At 34.7% G+C, this 19446-nt stretch carries 13 protein-coding genes; 6 read left to right on the forward strand and 7 right to left on the reverse strand.

Annotated features, from left to right (window positions below; translation table 11 throughout):
- Positions 1-40 precede the first annotated feature (40 nt).
- From EZ428_RS10775 to EZ428_RS10795, 5 genes are all read right to left on the reverse strand, one after another.
- Positions 41-1786 (reverse strand): alpha-amylase family glycosyl hydrolase, encoded by a 1746-nt coding sequence (locus tag EZ428_RS10775; RefSeq protein ID WP_131553147.1) that lies wholly within the window; start codon positions 1784-1786, stop codon positions 41-43.
- A 77-nt stretch (positions 1787-1863) separates the two neighbouring features.
- On the reverse strand, positions 1864-4182 hold the full coding sequence (locus tag EZ428_RS10780; protein ID WP_131553148.1) for a glycoside hydrolase family 65 protein: 2319 nt from the start codon (positions 4180-4182) through the stop codon (positions 1864-1866).
- A gap of 6 nt (positions 4183-4188) precedes the next feature.
- A complete protein-coding gene (gene pgmB, locus EZ428_RS10785) occupies positions 4189-4839 on the reverse strand; it encodes a beta-phosphoglucomutase (RefSeq protein WP_131553149.1) in 651 nt (216 codons plus the stop codon).
- Between the two features lies 1 nt (position 4840).
- Positions 4841-6682, reverse strand: coding sequence for a glycoside hydrolase family 13 protein (locus EZ428_RS10790; RefSeq protein WP_131553150.1), 1842 nt, complete (start codon positions 6680-6682; stop codon positions 4841-4843).
- A gap of 132 nt (positions 6683-6814) precedes the next feature.
- Positions 6815-9733 (reverse strand): TonB-dependent receptor, encoded by a 2919-nt coding sequence (locus tag EZ428_RS10795; protein ID WP_131553151.1) that lies wholly within the window; start codon positions 9731-9733, stop codon positions 6815-6817.
- 205 nt (positions 9734-9938) lie between these two features.
- Here EZ428_RS10795 and EZ428_RS10800 point away from each other — a divergent pair, with 205 nt between their 5' ends.
- Genes EZ428_RS10800 through EZ428_RS10810 form a run of 3 tightly spaced genes read left to right on the forward strand, consistent with a single transcriptional unit; the run spans position 9939 to position 13734 of the window.
- Positions 9939-12371 carry a penicillin acylase family protein gene (locus EZ428_RS10800; protein ID WP_131553152.1) on the forward strand — a complete coding sequence of 811 codons (2433 nt, stop codon included), beginning with the start codon at positions 9939-9941 and terminating at the stop codon, positions 12369-12371.
- A 2-nt stretch (positions 12372-12373) separates the two neighbouring features.
- Positions 12374-12724: a hypothetical protein gene (locus tag EZ428_RS10805; protein ID WP_131553153.1), complete on the forward strand. Its 351-nt coding sequence runs from the start codon at positions 12374-12376 to the stop codon at positions 12722-12724.
- An 11-nt stretch (positions 12725-12735) separates the two neighbouring features.
- Entirely contained in the window at positions 12736-13734 is a 999-nt protein-coding gene (locus tag EZ428_RS10810) for a LuxE/PaaK family acyltransferase (protein ID WP_225871037.1), read from the forward strand.
- Positions 13735-13785: 51 nt separating this feature from the next.
- Here EZ428_RS10810 and tyrS read toward each other — a convergent pair whose 3' ends face one another.
- A complete protein-coding gene (gene tyrS, locus EZ428_RS10815) occupies positions 13786-15072 on the reverse strand; it encodes a tyrosine--tRNA ligase (protein ID WP_131553154.1) in 1287 nt (428 codons plus the stop codon).
- A 94-nt stretch (positions 15073-15166) separates the two neighbouring features.
- Here tyrS and EZ428_RS10820 point away from each other — a divergent pair, with 94 nt between their 5' ends.
- The 3 genes from EZ428_RS10820 to dapA all read left to right on the forward strand — a co-directional run bounded on the left by EZ428_RS10820 (position 15167) and on the right by dapA (position 19090).
- The gene (locus EZ428_RS10820) at positions 15167-15838 is read left to right on the forward strand and encodes an ACP phosphodiesterase (protein ID WP_131553155.1); all 672 of its coding nucleotides are present in this window, start codon (positions 15167-15169) and stop codon (positions 15836-15838) included.
- Between the two features lie 298 nt (positions 15839-16136).
- Positions 16137-18152, forward strand: coding sequence for an NAD-dependent DNA ligase LigA (ligA, locus tag EZ428_RS10825; RefSeq protein ID WP_131553156.1), 2016 nt, complete (start codon positions 16137-16139; stop codon positions 18150-18152).
- Positions 18153-18202: 50 nt separating this feature from the next.
- A complete protein-coding gene (dapA, locus tag EZ428_RS10830; protein ID WP_131553157.1) occupies positions 18203-19090 on the forward strand; it encodes a 4-hydroxy-tetrahydrodipicolinate synthase in 888 nt (295 codons plus the stop codon).
- A gap of 106 nt (positions 19091-19196) precedes the next feature.
- Here the strand turns inward: dapA and EZ428_RS10835 are convergent, their stop codons facing one another.
- The gene (locus EZ428_RS10835; protein ID WP_131553158.1) at positions 19197-19373 is read right to left on the reverse strand and encodes a histone H1; all 177 of its coding nucleotides are present in this window, start codon (positions 19371-19373) and stop codon (positions 19197-19199) included.
- Positions 19374-19446: the final 73 nt, after the last annotated feature.

A 19446-nucleotide genomic window follows, 5' to 3' on the forward strand; every position in this document is an offset into this window, starting at 1 on the left:
GCAGGCAGGTTTCGTTGCACTCTGGATGTAAAAATACCCTCTAAAATTCTAGTATTACAGCACTCGTTGCAGGTATATTTAAGTTTAGCCCATTATTTATATTATCTGTTTTAATCTGAGTTTCAGTTAATAAATCAGTAAATGTAATAGCCTTGCTCTTTAAATTGAATGCCGATAAAACATCTTCTGGTAAGTTTATAGTAAGGTCAGTTGCTTTTCTATTAAAATTAGCTAAAACTAAAACCCGCTTATTTTCGGTATATCTTAGGTAGGCATAAACTTTATCATTAAAACCCTTAGACGATTTGTTGGCTTGTAAAAGCTCATAGAAATTCCCACTAGAAATAGCTTCGTTAGTGTTTACAAGATTTAACAGTTTACTATAAAATTGGCGAAGGCTTTTCTCATCATCACTTAATTTACCGCCATCAAAAGCACCATTATTCATCCATTTCTGATGATTTGGAATTCCCCAATAATCAAATATCGTCGATCGACCATCATGTCCACCAAATCCCTCTGTGCCATTTGCTGACTCGCCAACCTCTTGTCCGTTATAAATCATAACCGGGCCAGATGATAAAGTAGCAGTCACCACCATACCTGGAATGCCATACCAGGCATTACCTGCAAAATCTCTTGAAGCAATTCTTGTTTCATCATGGTTCTCTAGGAAACGTAACATGTGTTGCGAAAAACCATTGCTTTCTTTTTGCCACACAAAGCTGATGTCTTTAACTGTCGCCTTACTATCGTTCATCATTAAACGTTTCAAACCATCGTATAAACCAACTTTATCGTACAAATAATCGAATTTTCCATTTACTAAAAAGTTCTTGTATTCATTCCTATCGTAAGCTTCTCCAATAAATACCAAATTGGGATATTTCTTTTTTAAATCTGTAATTACCCAATTCCAAAACTCAACTGGAACCATTTCGGCAACATCACATCTAAAACCATCTACGCCTTTCGAAGCCCAATAAGCCAGAATATCTCTCATTTTTCTCCAAACTGGGGGTTGTGGCATAAAATTTTTGGCATGGTTATGCTGCACGTCTAATCCATAATTTAGCTTAATGGTTTCAAACCAATCATCCAATTTTGGAGCGTGGTTAAAAACATTATTACCGGTTGCCTTTGCAGGATTTTCGTCAAATTTACCATCTTTTAAAGGACTTTGATATTCATTACCCCCAGGATTGTAACCAGTTGGAACAATAAATTTCTGATCAGGAATATAATAGAAATCATTTTTAGGATCAAAGCTTTTTGTGGTATCATCTTGAGCACCCAAATCTATAACATGGCTCGGTTTTGCATCAGAATGATAAGTTCTAGCCACATGGTTAGGAATAAAATCCATCAGCACTTTTAAACCATTATCATGCGTACGTTTAATTAAGGCTTCATATTCTGCCATTCTATTTTTAACATCAACTGCTAAATCCGGGTCAACATCATAATAATCTTTAATGGCATATGGTGAACCTGCCCTTCCTTTTACAATATCAGGATCATCAGATTTAATTCCATCTTTTGTATATTCAGTCATTGTGGCGTGCTCAATTACACCAGTGAACCAAATGTAATTAGCCCCTAACTTTTTTATTTCTTGAAGCGCTTTTTCATCAATATCATTAAACTTTCCGCTCCCATTTTCTTCAATGGAGCCGTAATTTTTATTGGTTGTATTTTTATTTCCAAAATAACGAACCAGAGTTTGATAAATAACTAATTTCCTATTTTCAATTTTCTCTGTGGTTGTTTGATTTTGATCTAACATTTGTAAATTATTTTTTTGCACGCACCCAGATAAGCCGCAAACTACGGCGATCAACAATGCTATTTTTATGATGCTTTTCAATTGCTATGAGCGTTTAATTCTAAAGTTCCATTAGCTATTAAATGCTCTTCCTTACCGAAAATATGCAAGCTTAAAGCCTTTTCATTTTCATTTTTCAAAGTCACTTTCTGTTTATCCACTTTAACAGTAACTATAGCCTGTCTAAATCCGATTTTAAAAGCATAAGACTCCCATTTTTCTGGTAATACAGGATGCAAGTGTAGGTGGTTATTTTTAATACGCATACCTCCAAAGCCTTCAACAACGCTTAACCATGTACCCGCCATTGAAGTAATGTGTAAACCATCTTCTGTATCATTATTGTAATCATCTAAGTCTAAACGAGAAGTACGCAAATAAAATTCGTAAGCTCTATCTAAATCGCCCAATTTTGCAGCAATAATTGCATGTACGCAGGGCGATAAAGAACTCTCATGTACTGTGCGTTGCTCGTAGAAATTATAATTACGCTGGATGGTATCTAAATCATAATCCTCTTCGAAGAAGTAAATTCCTTGCAATACATCTGCCTGTTTAATAAAACACGACCTTAGAATTCTATCCCAACTCCATTTTTGATTTAATGGTCTATCAACTGCTGGTAAATCTTTAACTAAAACCTGTTCCTTATCTAAATATCCATCCTGTTGTAAGAAAATACCTAAGTTTTTATCTTCAGGATAGAACATTTTATTGATGATGTCTTGCCAATGATTAATCTCTTTCTCAACATTAAAATTGGTCTTGCTAAGTATTTCATTTAGTCTACTTGTGTTATCAATTCTAACCAAGTCAATAGCTTCAATGGTATATTTTAAACACCAAGTTGCAATAGTACTAGTGTACCAGTTATTGTTTACGTTATTTTCGTATTCGTTAGGACCTGTTACACCCAACATTACATACTTTTCCTTCTCTATACTCCAATTAACACGCTGAGACCAAAAACGAGCAATACCGATTAAAACCTCTAACCCATATTCGGCTAAATATTTTTGCTCTCCTGTATAACGGATGTAATTAAAAATTGCAAATGCTATAGCCCCATTTCTATGGATTTCTTCGAAAGTGATTTCCCATTCATTGTGGCACTCTTCTCCATTAATGGTCACCATCGGATAAAGAGCCGCTCCATGCCTGAAACCTAGTTTTTCAGCATTTTCAATTGCCTTTTCTAAATGTTTGTAACGATAGATCAATAAATTTTCTGCTACTTGTTGTGGTGCAGTTGCCAAATAAAAAGGCAAACAGTAAGCTTCTGTGTCCCAATAAGTAGAACCTCCGTATTTTTCACCTGTAAATCCTTTAGGGCCGATATTTAAACGGGCATCTTCTCCTGTATAGGTTTGATGCAATTGAAATATGTTAAACCGAATTGCCTGCTGGGCTGCCACATCTCCTTCAATTACTACATCTCCATTTTGCCATTTTACTGCCCAAGCATTAGCTTGCTCAGTAAGCATTTGATCAAATCCTTTGGCAACAACTTTTTTTAATCTTTCAATGGTAGCTTTTTCTAAATCTTCCTTTTTATAATTTTCTGAAGATAGATTTACAGCATATTTATAGATGGTGATAGCCTGATCTCTTTTTACAGCAACCTCAAACTGTTGTGCCACATACTTTTCTTTCTTATTGAAAACTGGTTTTAGGCCTAAGTCTTTTCCTTCTTGCTTTATTAAAGTTTGAATTGCAGAACTTACCCAAAACGCTGTTTTTTTGGTCTCCAAATTAAGTAAAGCATAATCTCCATCTTCTCTTGCATTTATTTCATTCCAAAACTTCTCATCATAATTTGAATCTTGATTTTTCACATCACCGTCTAAACTAGATTCGATCGTTATTTTCCCGTCAAAATTGTGAGGTGTGATGGTATATTTAATCACGCCAGCTTCATCATCAACAATACTACAAAAACGGATGGCTTCAACTTCGAGAACGTTCCCGTTAACTTGTTTAACAACAAATTTTCTAGTAAGTGTTCCCTGTTGCATATCAAGTACACGACTAAACTCTAGTACCTCAGAAGTGTTTAAATCAAGAACTTCATCATTAACGGTAATATTTAAACCAATCCAGTTAGTAGCATTTAAAACTTTAGCAAAATATTCCGGATAACCATTTTTCCACCAGCCTACTCGTGTTTTATCTGGATAATATACCCCAGCAACATAATTACCTTGCAGGGTTTCGCCAGTATAAACTTCCTCAAAATTGGCACGCTGCCCCATTCTGCCATTACCAATGCTAAAAATACTTTCAGATATTTTATTTAAATGTGGATCAAATCCCTCTTCAATAATCTGCCACTCGTTATGTTTGATATAATTCTTCATTCTTCTTTATAAATTCTCCAATTTTTCTATGGTCATTTCAAATAACCCTTTCACCACTAAATCTGCTTCATTTAAAATAGCTGCTTCACCAATGCCCACAGCTTTCATATTGCCAGCCTTTGCAGCCTGTACACCAGCAATTGCATCCTCAAACACAACACATTCTCCTGGGTTTACGTTTAGTTCTTTTGCCCCAACCAAAAACACCTCTGGATTTGGTTTAGATTTGGTGACTTTATTTCCATCAACTAATGCGTCAAATAAATGCATTAAGCCAATCTGCTTTAATATCATTTCTGAATTTTTGCTTGCAGAGCCTAAAGCTGTTAAATACTTATTAGCTCTAACTGCTTCTAAAAATTCTTTTGCGCCCGGCAATATATCGCTCGGTGTCATTTTTTTAATCATCTCTACATACCACGTATTTTTCAAGGTGGCCAGTTCTTGCATTTCCTCATCTGTCTTAGCTACAGTACCCCAATTTAATATAATTTTCAGAGACTCTATTCTACTGATTCCTTTTAATTGCTCGTTTTGTTCTTCGGTAAAATCAAATCCCAATTGATTTGCTAACCTACGCCAAGCTTCATAATGATATACTGCTGTATCAACGATAACGCCATCAAGATCAAAGATGCATGCTTTTATTTTAGACATATTATTGTAATTCAAATATATAAGTTGTTTTTGCTGGTAACGTTAATTTATTGATAACAAATTTTTGGTCTGTTATTATGTTTATCAAAGTTTGATGTTTGCCTATCCGTTCTGCAAAACGTTGTGTTTCTAATTCTACGGCTTCTTCATTTGTATTCATCACTACCATTATGGTTTTCTTAGCATCATACCTAAAATAAACATATATACCTTTTTCTGGAACAAATTGCATCATTTTACCTGTTTGTAAAACGGTATTGTTTTTACGGTAGTTGGCTAATTTTTTAACAAAGTTGAAAGCTTCATTTTCTTTTTCATTTCTACCTATAGATGTGAATTTATCAGCTTTATCAGTCGCCCATCCACCTGGAAAATCATCTCTCACCTTTCCGTCTGGGTTTGCAAAGTTTTTCATTAGAATTTCAGTACCATAATACATTTGAGGTATCCCACGAAGTGAAAACAATAAGATGATGCCCGATTTGTATTTATTAAAATCTTCCCCAACCTTTGACAAGAATCTATCTGTATCATGGTTATCTAAAAACAATACATTCCTTGTAGGATCTTTATATTGATAATCGCTTGCCAAAACAGTATATAATCTATTTACGCCATCTGTCCACCCAAATTTCCCATTTAAGGTTTCATTGATGGCAAAGTAAGTTTGAAAATCTGTTACCCCTTGTAATTTCGTATCAAAATGCTGATTAACAGTATTTCCTTCAGTAAAGAAAACCTGATTAGCTGTTCCATTTACCCAAGTTTCGCCGAAAAAAGTAAATTTTGGGAACTCCTTGGTAACTGACTTTGCCCATTCTGCCATAAATTCTCTGTCGTTATAAGCATAGGTATCTAGCCTAAATCCATCCAAACCAGCGTACTCAATCCACCAGATATGACTTTGGGTAATGTATTTTTTAACTAACGGATTTTGTTGGTTAACATCTGGCATGTGATGATCAAACCAACCATCTGTCATTAGTTTTTTATCTACAGCGGCTGCATACGGATCAAATAAAGTTTGGTCTTTATAAGTTGTGCCTGTATATTTTGCCCATTGATGGAACCAATCTTTTGCAGGTGGATCTAAAAACAAAAAATGCTGATCTCCGATATGATTATGTACTAGGTCTTTAATCATCTTCATCCCACGTTTGTGGCATTCCTGTACTAATTTTTTATAAATCGAATTGCTACCAAAACGACGATCTATTTGATAATTTTCTGTATTGGCATAACCATGATACGAGGTAACAAATTCATCATTTTCTAATACAGGATTTAACCAGAGGGTTGTAATACCTAAATCCTGTAAGTAAGGCAATTTATTAATAATCCCTTGTAGGTCTCCACCATGCCTGTAATACATCGAATCACGGCTGAAGTGTTTATCCTTCATCCCTGCAATTTTGTCATTATCTAAATCGCCATTGGAAAAGCGATCAGGCATAATTAAATAAATAAAATCTTTATTGGTTACACCTTCGGTATGATTTGTTCTAGATTTCAATTCATAATTATAACTAACTGCCTTCTCTCCTTTTTTAGAAAAGGTAATCGGGAACGTTCCCGATTTTGCAGTTAAAGAAATTTGTAGATTTACAAATAGATAATTTGGGTTTTCTACTTTTTGTACACTTACTAGCTTTACGCCAGGATAATTAAGGGTAACTGTTTTATCTGCAATTCGATTTCCTCTTATTAATAATTGTAGAGATTGATCCTTAAAACCAATCCACCAATTTGCTGGCTCCACTCTTTCGATGGCAGGTAATTGAGCAAAAATAAATTGAACTTGAGCTGATAGCAATAAAGTCAACAAGACTAATTTCTTTATCATTTTATATTTGGTTGATATTAAACGAAAGTGATAATTTTTATGTTAATAGCCAAAGATTAAAAAAATTAATTCTCAATCATAAAAAAAATCCTCTCCACTTCCGCAGAGAGGACGTTTTTTACTTATTGAGAACTATGGATTAAATGTGTATGACAAATAATATAATGCTCCAACAGATGGATTACCAAATGATGTTTGATAGTATTTATTTAAAACATTAGAACCGCCTAATTTAATAACCGATTTAACTGAGGGTACTTTTAAGTTAACTTGCGCATCAAATGTAGAATAAGATGGAACTTGACCTGTTGCGAAAGTTGAACTCCACATAAAAGTATCTTGCCATCTGTATTGTACGTTAAAGCCAAAGTTTTTAACGATTTCTCTACTTCCAACACCAGCATTAAATCTCCATTCTGGAGTATTAAAGTTATTATCAAACGTTGGCGATACATCACTTAACTTATTGTATGAAGTATTTCCATTAAAGTTGAATTTACCAATTTGGTAATCTAAACCAAATGCAGCGCCATAAGATTTAACTTCTTCGCTAATATTAACTGGAACATTAAATTTTACAGCTGTTGTTGTTGGGTTCTGATATAGTTCTACACCACCAATGAAATCTTTATAGATGTTATAATAAACATAACCATCTATTAACAATTTACTGTTTGCTAATCCTTTATAACCTAATTCGAAAGATTTAACACTTTCAGGGCGTAAGCCTTCTGCATCAAAGGTATAAGCCTGTAATAAAGCAGGATTTGGAGCTCCTGCAGCCGCAGACGCTACAAATGCTCTATAACTTGCTGATGTTACACCTTTATTTGTATTTAAAGCATATTTATTAATAGACTCTGGCAAACCACCAATTAAACGAGTTGAACCTCCACCTACTGCTAAATCAATATACTGATCTTGAGTTGTTGGATTACGATAACCAGTTTGGAATGATGCTCTAATGTTGTTGTTAGGTGCTACTGTCCATACACCTGTTACACGAGGGGTAACTCTACCTTCAAAGTTTTTGCTTTTATCGTAACGGCCAGCAACTGTAAGTTTAAATTTCTCTCCAAACTTTTTACCCATTTGAACAAATGCGCCATATTCACTAATAGTGATATCACGCGTTGCATCATCAAATATAGTTCCGTCAGAATGCAAGAAGTAATCACGATAAGAAGCACCAACTTGTAACTCTACTACATTATTTAATACATTTGAGAAGTTGTACATACCTTCATAATGGAACAAATTTGTTTTATCATTAAACTTAGCACCATTTGCTGGGCCAATCGTTTTTTTGGTTATTGCATCTTTTGCAGTTTCATACCCAGCAGTACCAGGAATTAAGCGACCCATATCCGCTTGAGACCTTGCAAAAGCTTGAGCAGCAGCATCAGTTTGACCAGCTTGTTTAGCAGCTGAATAATTTCCTATGTATTGTGCATACCAACCCGTTAAACCTCCAGATGGCTTCCAAGCTTCATTAATAAATGTTCCTAAAATAGTTGCATTATACGCCTCACCAGAACGTTCTTGGGTAGTATAACCTCTTAAAAAGAAATCTTGTCCTTTTAATTCCAATTTATACTGTCCTATACTAAAGTTTCTCAAGGAATAACGATCAGTACCTGTATAAACAGATGTTCCTGTTCCCCAATTAGCTTGTGCAATTGCCTCAATAGTATTACTAAATTTATAATGCAATGAAGTTGATGTTTTTAAAGATTTTGTATCATAATCTACCAAATCACTTTCAGCATAGCCTGTTCTAGAAACAAATTGATTAGGAAGTAATCCTGGAACTCTTAAGCCTACATAAAAAGGCAAGTAACTTTGGATAGTTGGTCTTAAAGCTGCTGGAAAAAAACCAAGTGCCGCAGCCTGTTGCGCTGCAGTTGGAGCTACTCCTGCTGCTACGCCTAGTGCCGTAAACGCTCCATTTAATGAAGTCTGAATGTTTGGAATTGCGCCCCCACTAGCTGCATTAACACCAGCAATAATTCCAGAATTTAGTGATTGAGTTACATTCAGCATATTTTGGCTGATTTCATCACCATATACATTTATACCATCATAATTTGGATCGCTACTTCTATCCCCGCCTTTTAATTGACGAGCGGTTCTATCAAAATTTCGAGTATCAGTAGCAGCCCAATCTTTTGCTTGTAAAAAACCAAATGATGTTTTGAAACCAAATTTGTTATTCCATGATTTAGCCAAACGAACATCTAGCTGTTTAAACTCTTGAACACCTTGATTGGTATTATTATCATCTACGTGGTTAATACCAGCTTTATACATAAAGCTTGCACCTTGATATTGATAAGGATTTTTTGAGGTCATTAATAAAGTACCATTAATACCACCAGCACCGTATAACGCTGAAGCAGCACCAGGTAATAACTCAACATTATCTACATCAAGTTCTGATAAACCAACAATATTACCAACTGAAAAATTCAATCCAGGAGCTTGGTTATCCATTCCATCAATGTATTGATTGAAACGAACGTTACCGTTAGCATTGAAACCACGAGTATTTACCGATTTGAAAGTTAAACTTTGGGTACTCATTTCAACTCCTTTTAAATTGTTCAATGCATCATAAAATGATGGCGCTGGCAATTCTTTTAACTGAGAAGAACTGATACGTTCTACAGAAACAGGAGACTCTAGAATACGCTCTGGAGTTCTAGATGCAGAAACAACTACTTCTTGACCCAAAATCGCTCCACTTTCTAACTCAAAAGTTAAGTTTGCAGTGTTACTTGATACCTCTCTTTCAACAGTAGTGAAACCTATATAAGAAACTAATAAGGTAAATGGTGGTTTTTCTGTTGTGCTAAATGAAAATTGTCCTTTTGTATCAGTAGATGACCCAATTGTCTTTCCTTTAACGGTTACACTTACACCTGGTATCGGCTCTTTAGTTAGTTTATCTGTAACAGTACCACTAACTACTATGCTTTGTGCATGTACCGCAAGCCCAGTTGCTAGTAACATAAAAAGCATAAAAATGACTTTTGTAAAGATTTTGTTCATACTCAAAGTAGTTTATATTTGTTTATATAGTATAAACTTAGTACAAATTTCGAAACTAACAAATACAATGCCGTATAATTTCTTTATAATTTTTTATGCAAAATCTAATTTCATTGCATTTAAAATCAATTTTATAGTAAATTGCAGTTTAAGTTCCTTTTATCAAGAACAAAATTGAACAACCAAATAAACTCATATATAACTAATGAATAGAGTAAAAGCCCTAATCTGCATCATTATACCTATTTTATTGGCCTACGCATTAAATACTAAATTTGGCGATTTACCGCCCATCTTAAAGTTCTTAAACCCATTTACTGGCTTTTGGCAAAATGCCGAAAGTGATATGGTAAATGCAAGCAAAAAGATGAAGCTCAAAGGAGCTCATGACAAAATTGACATCCTTTTTGATGATAAAATGATACCACATGTATTTGCTCAAAATGACCATGATGTTTATTATGCACAAGGCTATGTAACCGCAATGCATCGCCTATGGCAAATGGATTTTCAAACTAGATTTGCGGCTGGAAGAATTTCTGAAGTTGTAGGAAAAAAAGCAATTGAGGTTGATCGTTACCAACGTAGAATGGGAATGGTTTATGGCGCAGAAAACTCTCTAAAAGGAATGATGGAGGATCCAAAAGCTAAGGAGATGATTTTAGCTTATACCGAGGGAATAAATGCTTATATCCATTCCTTATCAAGAGCAAGTTTACCAGTTGAATATAAACTGTTAGATTTTAAACCAGAAGATTGGACACCGATTAAATGTGCTTTATTGCTTAAACAAATGTCGGCTGTTTTGGCAATGGGTTCCGATGAATTTTATATGACCAATATCTTAAAGAAATTTGGCCCAGAAATAACTAAAGACCTTTTTCCAGATTACCCTTTTAAAGAAAGTCCAATTATCCCGGTAGGTACAAAATGGGATTTTAAGCCTTTACCAATCCCGCAAACTCCATCAGGATACACAGAAATGATGACTGGCAACATTAAAACCAAACAGAAAGTTGAAGGCATCGGTAGTAATAACTGGGCTGTTTCTGGTGCTAAAACAAAGTCAGGTTATCCAATTTTAGCAAACGATCCCCATTTAGATCTAACACTACCTTCCATTTGGTATCAAATTCAATTAAATGCGCCTGGCTTAAATTCTTATGGGGTATCTCTTCCAGGTGCTCCAGGTATTATTATCGGTTTTAATAAAGACATTGCTTGGGGTGTAACCAATGTCGCAGCTGATGTACTGGATTTTTATCAAATTAAATTTAAAGACAATTCGCATAAAAGTTATTGGTACAACAACAGTTGGAAAAACACTGTTCAACGTTTAGAAACTATAAAAATTAAAGGAGGCCCCGATGAAATTGATACAGTTTACTATACGCATCAAGGCCCTGTGGTTTATTTTCAAAAACCTAATTATAGTAAGGCAAATAATGTGCCTGTTGGTAATGCTTTAAGGTGGATTGCCCATGATAAATCAAACGAGTTAATGACTTTCTACTATCTTAACAGAGGAAAAAATTACGCTGACTATAGGAAGGCATTAACCTATTATACTGCACCTGCACAGAACTTTATATTTGCCAGCGCAGAAAATGATATTGCCATTACACCCAATGGTAAATTTCCTTTAAAGTGGAAAGATCAGGGTAAGTTCATTTTAGATGGATCAGACCCTGCTAACGATTGGCAAGGTTGGATTCCAGCTAGTCAAAACCCAACGGTTAAAAATCCGCCTAGAAATTTTGTGAGCTCTGCTAATCAATCATCAACCGACCCAACATATCCATATTATATTAATTGGGAATTCTCTCCTTATGAACGCGGGCAAAGGATTAATGACAGATTAACAGTAATGAAAGATGCTACAGCCGATAGCATGAGGGTTTTGCAAAGCGATTCTTACAGTATTATAGCACAAGATTTGTTACCTCATATCTTGCCACTTATAGATGCAAGTAAATTAAATGCCACGCAAAAAGAGGCTTTAAATATGACCACAAAGTGGAATAAATTTTTCGAACCAAAAGAAGTTGCAGCTAGTATTTTCGATTTGTGGACTAAAAGATTAAGTTATGATATTTGGGATGATGAATTTACCATTGCAGATATCCCCATGCGTTATCCTTCTAGAGACAGAACGATTGAACTAATTCGTAGCGACCTTAATTCAAAATGGTTTGATAATATTAAAACATCTAAAAAGGAAACTTTAACTGATTTGGTAAACGAGTCATTTAAATTCACTTGTGATAGTTTAGAAAAGAAATACGGTCCTATTGGCAAAAATTGGAATTGGGGAAAAGTTAAAGGCACTAATGTTCCGCATTTAGCCAAAATACCTGGCTTTGGGTCTAAAAAATTACTAATAGGCGGAGCAAAAAGCACTGTTAATGCAGTAAGTGAAGCTAATGGGCCATCATGGAGAATGGTAATTGAACTTGGCAAAAAAGTAAAAGGACATGGCGTTTATCCTGGTGGACAATCGGGTAATCCAGGCAGCCCGTTTTACGACAACATGGTTGATACTTGGGCACAAGGAAAATTATACGACTTATTCTTTATGCAATCTCCAGATGATAATACTGGTAAAATAATTTCTCGTTATAAAATCTCAAAAAAATAAAAATGGTTTTCATAGTTATCATTATAGCATCTTTATTATTGCAAATATTTTTACCATGGTGGGTTGTAATTGTTATTGCTTTTGCAGCTTGTGGCATAATTGGCAAGACAGGTAAAATATCCTTTTGGCAGCCTTTTTTGGCAATTTTTGTGCTGTGGATTGCAATGGCTTTATTTAAAAGTTTGCCAAATCATAACGTTCTAGCTACTCGGGTTGCAGAAATGTTGAGCGTAAAACTGTGGCCAATAGTTTTAGTAGTTACTGGTTTATTAGGAGGTTTAACTGCTGGCATAAGTGGCTATTGTGGTTATCATTTCAGAAAAGCAATGATTAGCATGAAAACACCTGCCTAAATCATAATTCTTTGTATTTTTGTACAGTGAATTTAAGTCCTGAACAAATTTTTTCTATTGATAACGAAGCAACTTTTAACGAGGTTGCTTTAACTATTTTTAAACATCAGGCAAGAAACTGCCAAGTTTATCACGACTATATTTCTAACCTAAAGGTTAATCCTTCAGCGATAGAGACCTATAAGGAAATTCCATTTTTACCCATTAGCTTTTTTAAAAGTCATCAAGTTTTAAGTACAAACGAAGAACCTCAAATTGTTTTTAGCAGCTCTGGCACAACTGGCCAAATAACTAGCAAACATTTGGTTAGTGATGTTACAACTTACGTTCAGAGTTTCAATAAAGCATTCGAACAATTTTACGGAAACCCAAAAGATATTTGCATTTTAGCTTTGCTTCCATCTTATTTAGAAAGAGAAGGCTCATCGTTAATCTATATGGTTGATGATTTACTAAAGCAAAGTCAGCACCAACAAAGTGGATATTTTTTAAATGACTTAGAAAAACTCTTTAACATCTTAGAAGATTTAAAAAAAGCTAAACAAAAAACCATTTTAATCGGAGTTACTTATGCCCTATTAGATCTTGTTGAGCAATTTCAAATCGATTTTCCAGAATTAATTGTAATGGAAACCGGTGGGATGAAAGGTAAAAGAAAAGAAATGGTTCGAGAAGAATTACATGATATTTTAACCTCAGGTTTTGGGGTTAAACACATTCACAGCGAATACGGAATGACCGAATTACTTTCTCAGGGTTATTCTTATGGAGAAGGTATTTTCAATTGTCCACCCTGGATGAAAATCTTGTTAAGAGACACTTCAGACCCTTTAAGTTTATTGCAAAACAAACAAAGTGGAGGAATTAACGTAATTGACTTGGCCAACATCAACTCTTGCTCTTTTATCGCCACCCAAGATTTAGGAAAAGTTTATGCAGATGGAAGTTTTGAGGTCCTAGGCCGATTTGACAACGCAGATATTAGAGGTTGTAATTTATTGGTGCAATAAAAAATCCCAAACTTTTCAGAATGGGATTTGATTTATATTATTTAAAGGCGATTATTCTGCTATCAACAAGAAATAGTTTTTCTTTCCTTTTTGCACAACAATGAACTGCTCATTAATCAAATCACCAATATTATAAGTTGATGTAATTTCCGGAACCTTAACTTTATTCACACTTAATCCACCACCTTGGATAGTTTTTTTAACTTCTCCTTTAGATGGGAACACGGTCGTTTTTTCTGCTAAAAGTGTAGCCACATCAATTCCATCCGCTAGTTCTGCTTTTGATATTGTAAACTGAGGAACACCTTCAAATATCTCTAAAACACTTTTAGAATCTAATGTCTGCAAAAATTCAACGGCACCATTCCCGAATAAAAACTCTGATGTTTTTATTGCAGTTTCTAGCGCTTCCTGTGAGTGAGTTCTGATGGTGATATCTTCAGCCAAGGCTTTCTGCAAAATACGCAAATGCGGAGCAGCATCATGCTCTTGCTCTAATCTCTCTATTTCTTCTTGCGTTTTTAATGTGAAAATTCTAATCCATTTTTTCACATCATCATCAGAAGAATTTAACCAGAATTGATAGTATTTATAAGGAGATGTTTTTTCCGCATTTAACCAAACAGCACCACTTTCCGTTTTTCCAAACTTAGTACCATCGGCTTTTTTAATTAATTGGGTAGTAATGGCATAAGCCGTTCCCTGATCTTTTCTTCTAATTAATTCAGTTCCGGTAACAATATTACCCCACTGATCAGAACCACCCATTTGAATGATGCAATTATGATGTTTCCATAAGTAGTAAAAATCATATCCTTGTACCAATTGATAAGTAAATTCTGTAAAAGACATTCCCGTTTCACCTTCCAAACGCTTTTTAACGCTGTCTTTGGCCATCATGTAGTTTACCGTAATGTGTTTACCAACATCACGAATAAAATCTAAGAAGTTCATATTTTTGAACCAATCAGCATTGTTAACCATAATAGCACCATTACCAGCATCTTCAAACTTCAGAAACTTAGCAAGTTGGGTTTTCATTCCTGCCAAGTTGTGAGCTACCATTTCTTCAGTTTGTAAATTTCTCTCATCCGACTTTCCAGATGGGTCACCAACCATTCCTGTCGCACCACCTACTAAAGCAATTGGTTTATGACCTGCATTTTGAAAATGAATCAAGGTCATAATTTGGGTTAAGTGACCAATATGCAATGAATCAGCAGTTGGATCAAACCCGATATAACCAGCACACATGGCCTCTTTCAGTTTATCCTCTGTATGAGGCATAATGTCATGCAACATCCCTCTCCAACGCAATTCATCAACAAAATTTTTCATCACTTCTTATTTTAGGTCGCAAAGATAATAATTAGCCCATTAACTAATTAGCTAATTAGCTAATGATTTCAGACTTTTCAATTATCTTTAAGCAATGAATTTCCTTTCACATTTTTACTTTGAAAGACAAAACCACGATGAAAATATGGTTATTGGAACTGTATTGCCAGATTTGGTTAAAAATGCACACAAGGACTGGAATCTTTACCCACAAAAAAAAGAAGAAGTTTTTATTGGTGACAAACAACTAAACGCTCTCTTAACAGGGTGGAAAAGACACCTGCAAGTTGATTTGCTATTTCACTCTTCAGACTTCTTTAACACAGAAACTGCAAAGCTAAAACAGCTCCTTTTACCTATTTTAAATGATAGCCCCGTTAGGCCATCATTTTTAGCACATATAGGTGTAGAATTAGTTTTAGACCATCTATTGGTAACCAATAGGAAGATAGATATAGCATCATTTTACGACCATTTAAATAAAGTTGACGATGTTCTATTAAATGATTTCCTTAAAAAAAGTGGTAGTGATGATACAGATACGTTCTTTAAATTTTTAAACAGTTTCAGGTCGAGCAGGTATTTATTGAGCTACCAGAAGCTAGAAAACATCAGCTATGCTTTACAAAGAATTTGCATGCGTTTATGGACACACCCCTTTGATGAAATAACTGTTAGTTTATTAACTGAACAGATTGCTCTTTACAAAACCCTACTAGAGAAAAACTACTTGGATATTTTTGAAGAGATAGAAAGTAAGTTATAGTTCATTTTGAAAAGCAATTTTGGTGTCTAAATTAAAGGAATTCTCGCCATCCATTACAATCTTTTACCCATACTGGTAAAAGTATTTCCATTGCCATCGGGTTTATTTTACTTAGGCTAGTGTAAGGAAAACCCCTCATAGCAGCAAAAACCTGCGTAACCTAAACCTGATAATAGCGAGCACAGAATGAAATGGAGTAAAGCGGTTAGCAGGATCAAACGCTAATAGCTACATCATCTTTGCTTTTCTAAAAACAATTCTCACTTCTAACTTCTCAATACTAATATTATATTTGTCTATGTCTATTTTTGCGGTGAAAGAACAAATGGATGCCTTGGTTGCAGAGTTAAACCAGCATACTTATAATTATTATGTTTTGGCAATGCCTACCATTGCCGATTATGAGTTTGATAAAAAACTAGAAGAGCTTGCTAAGCTAGAAAAAGAACATCCAGAATTTGCCGACCCAAATTCTCCTACCCAAAAAGTTGGTGGTGATATTACCAAAAACTTTATTACGGTAAAACACAAGTGGCCTATGTTATCACTTGGTAATACTTACAACGAGCAAGATTTAAGAGATTTTGATGAACGTGTAAGAAAAGCCATTGGCGATGATTTTGAATATGTTTGCGAACTTAAATTTGATGGCTTATCAATAAGTTTAACCTATGAAAATGTAGTTTTAGTTAGGGCTGTAACTCGTGGAGATGGTACACAAGGTGATGATGTAACCAGTAATATCAAAACTATCCATACCATTCCTCATCATTTAAAAGGAGATGAAATTCCTGATATTTTTGAAATTAGAGGCGAGGTATTTATGCATCGTGCTGCTTTTGAAAAACTAAACAAGGAAAGAGAAGAGTTGGGCGAAGTTGCTTATGCAAATCCAAGGAATTTTGCAGCTGGAACTGTAAAAATGCAAGACTCTAAGGAAGTGAGTAAACGACCATTAGATTGTTTTTTATATGCTTTAAATAGTGAGAAACAATTATTTAAAACACATTGGGAAAGCCTACAAACTGTAAAGAAATGGGGTTTCAATGTTTCTGATCATAGTAAATTAGTTAACAATATTGATGATGTTTTAGAGTTCATCTCTGAATGGGAAAACCAACGATTTAAATTGAGTTATGACATTGATGGAATTGTAATTAAGGTTAATAGTTATGCGCAACAACAAGAGTTGGGCTTTACTGCTAAATCTCCCCGTTGGGCAATTTCTTATAAATACAAAGCTGCCGAAGTTCAAACTGTTTTAGAAAAAGTAACTTACCAAGTTGGAAGAACTGGTGCTGTTACGCCTGTTGCAAATCTGAAACCAGTTTTATTAGCCGGAACGACCGTAAAACGAGCTACACTACACAATGCAGATGAAATTATACGTTTAGGTTTACACGAAAACGATACTGTTTTTGTAGAAAAAGGTGGAGAAATTATTCCCAAAATAATCAAAGTAAATTTAGAACAGAGAAAATCGACTGCATTACCTATTGTTTATACTAATCATTGTCCGGAATGTGAAACAACACTCATTAGAAAAGAAGGTGAAGTAGCTTTTTATTGTCCGAATGACGAAGGTTGTCCGCCACAAATAGTTGGAAAAATTCAACATTTCATTGGTCGCAAGGCGATGAATATAGATGGCTTGGGAGATGAAACTATAGAGGCTTTTTACCAAAGAGGATTGGTTTCCCACATCAGCGATTTATATTTCTTGAAGGAAAAAGCCGACAAACTTAAAACAATTGAACGTTTTGGGGAAAAGTCTATAGAAAATATGTTAAAAGGCATTGAAGATTCTAAACAAATGACGTTTGAAAAGTTGCTGTTCGGACTGGGAATTAGGTATGTGGGCGAAACTGTGGCTAAAAAATTGGCAAGAGGTTTAAAAAACATAGATAACTTAGCTAAAGCGTCAATTGAAGAGTTAACAGCCGTTGATGAGATAGGTGGTAGAATAGCCGAAAGTATCCAAGATTACTTTAGCAAACCAGAGCATTTACAACAAATAGTGCTTTTAAAAGCTGCAGGATTACAATTTGAAGTGGCAGAAAATGAAGTATTATTGCAAAGCGACAAACTTATTGGAAAAACATTCGTAATTTCGGGAGTTTTCGAAAAGCATAGTAGAGAAGAACTTAAGGCGATAATTGAAGAAAACGGTGGAAAGATTTTAAGTGGGATTTCTGCTAAACTGGATTTCTTAGTAGCTGGAGATAATATGGGTCCATCCAAATTAGAAAAAGCAACAAAGCTAAATGTGCCTTTAATAAGTGAAGAGCAACTTATCGAAATGATTGAATTATAACAGTAAACTGTCTTTATACTTTTTACTAAATACTATATACTTTAAATTAAATGAACAAATTTCACGGAACTGGTGTAGCCCTAGTTACACCTTTTAACACAGACGGATCGGTAGATTATCAGGGATTAAAAAAACTGATTAATCACTTGGTTGATGGAGGTATAGATTACCTTGTATCATTAGGTACAACAGGCGAAACAGCCACATTAAGCAAGGACGAGAAGAAGAAGGTGTGGGACTTTACTGCTGAAATTAATAATGGTCGCTTACCTTTAGTAGCTGGTATTGGAGGTAATGACACACTACTCATTGGCGATGCCATTAAATCATTCGAAAACAATAATTATAGCGCAGTACTTTCTGTAAGTCCGTATTATAGCAAACCTACGCAAGAGGGAATTTATCAGCATTACCAATACTTAAGTGAATTAAGTGAGTTGCCAATTATCTTGTACAATGTTCCTGGCAGAACTGGGAGTAACATGAGTGCAGAAACAACTTGTCGCTTAGCTCATGACTTTAAAAATATAATTGCAACTAAAGAGGCTTCTGGAAGCTTTGATCAATTTAATCAGATCATGAGAGATAAACCAGAGGATTTTCTATTAATCTCTGGCGACGACCCAATTGCATTACCAATGATTTCTATTGGCGCTGTTGGTGTAATTTCTGTAATTGGGAATGCTTTACCTCAGCAATTATCAGATATGATTAGGTTATGCTTAAAAGGAGATTTCGCAAAAGCAGTACCTGCACATTTAAGTTTATTAGAAATAACAAGGTTAATGTTTGCAGAAGGAAATCCTGCGGGCGTTAAAGCCACTTTAAAGCAACTAAACATTTGCGATGACGTAGTTAGATTGCCATTGGTAAAAGCTTCTTCAGCATTAAATAAAAGCCTAGCTGAGCAATTAGAAAGCTTATCGTCTTTAGTTTAAAATCTTATCATCCTCAAATCTTAAATATCCTAACTAAGATTTGAGTAAGCATAAAAAAAGCGCCTCGGTTAAGGGCGCTTTTCTTTTTTCAAACAAAAAATGCTAATTAAGCTTTGTTTTTAGTCTCTTGAACTTCTAAGCGAATTGCTTGAGCTAAGTTTTTTAAGTCTTGCATACCTTTACGTACACGAGTTCCAGCTGCGCTGTTAGCTTTGTTGTAGAATTTGTCTGCATCAGCTTCTAAAGCTGCAACAAGTGCTTTAACTTCTTCAAATTTTTTCATTTTTTAATTACTCCTTTTAGTTTTTTTTTAAGGTTTTGATTAATACTCTAATACTAAAGTAAGATGTTTATTT

Source organism: Pedobacter frigiditerrae (assembly GCF_004331645.1).
Taxonomy (GTDB): Bacteria; Bacteroidota; Bacteroidia; order Sphingobacteriales; family Sphingobacteriaceae; genus Pedobacter; species Pedobacter frigiditerrae.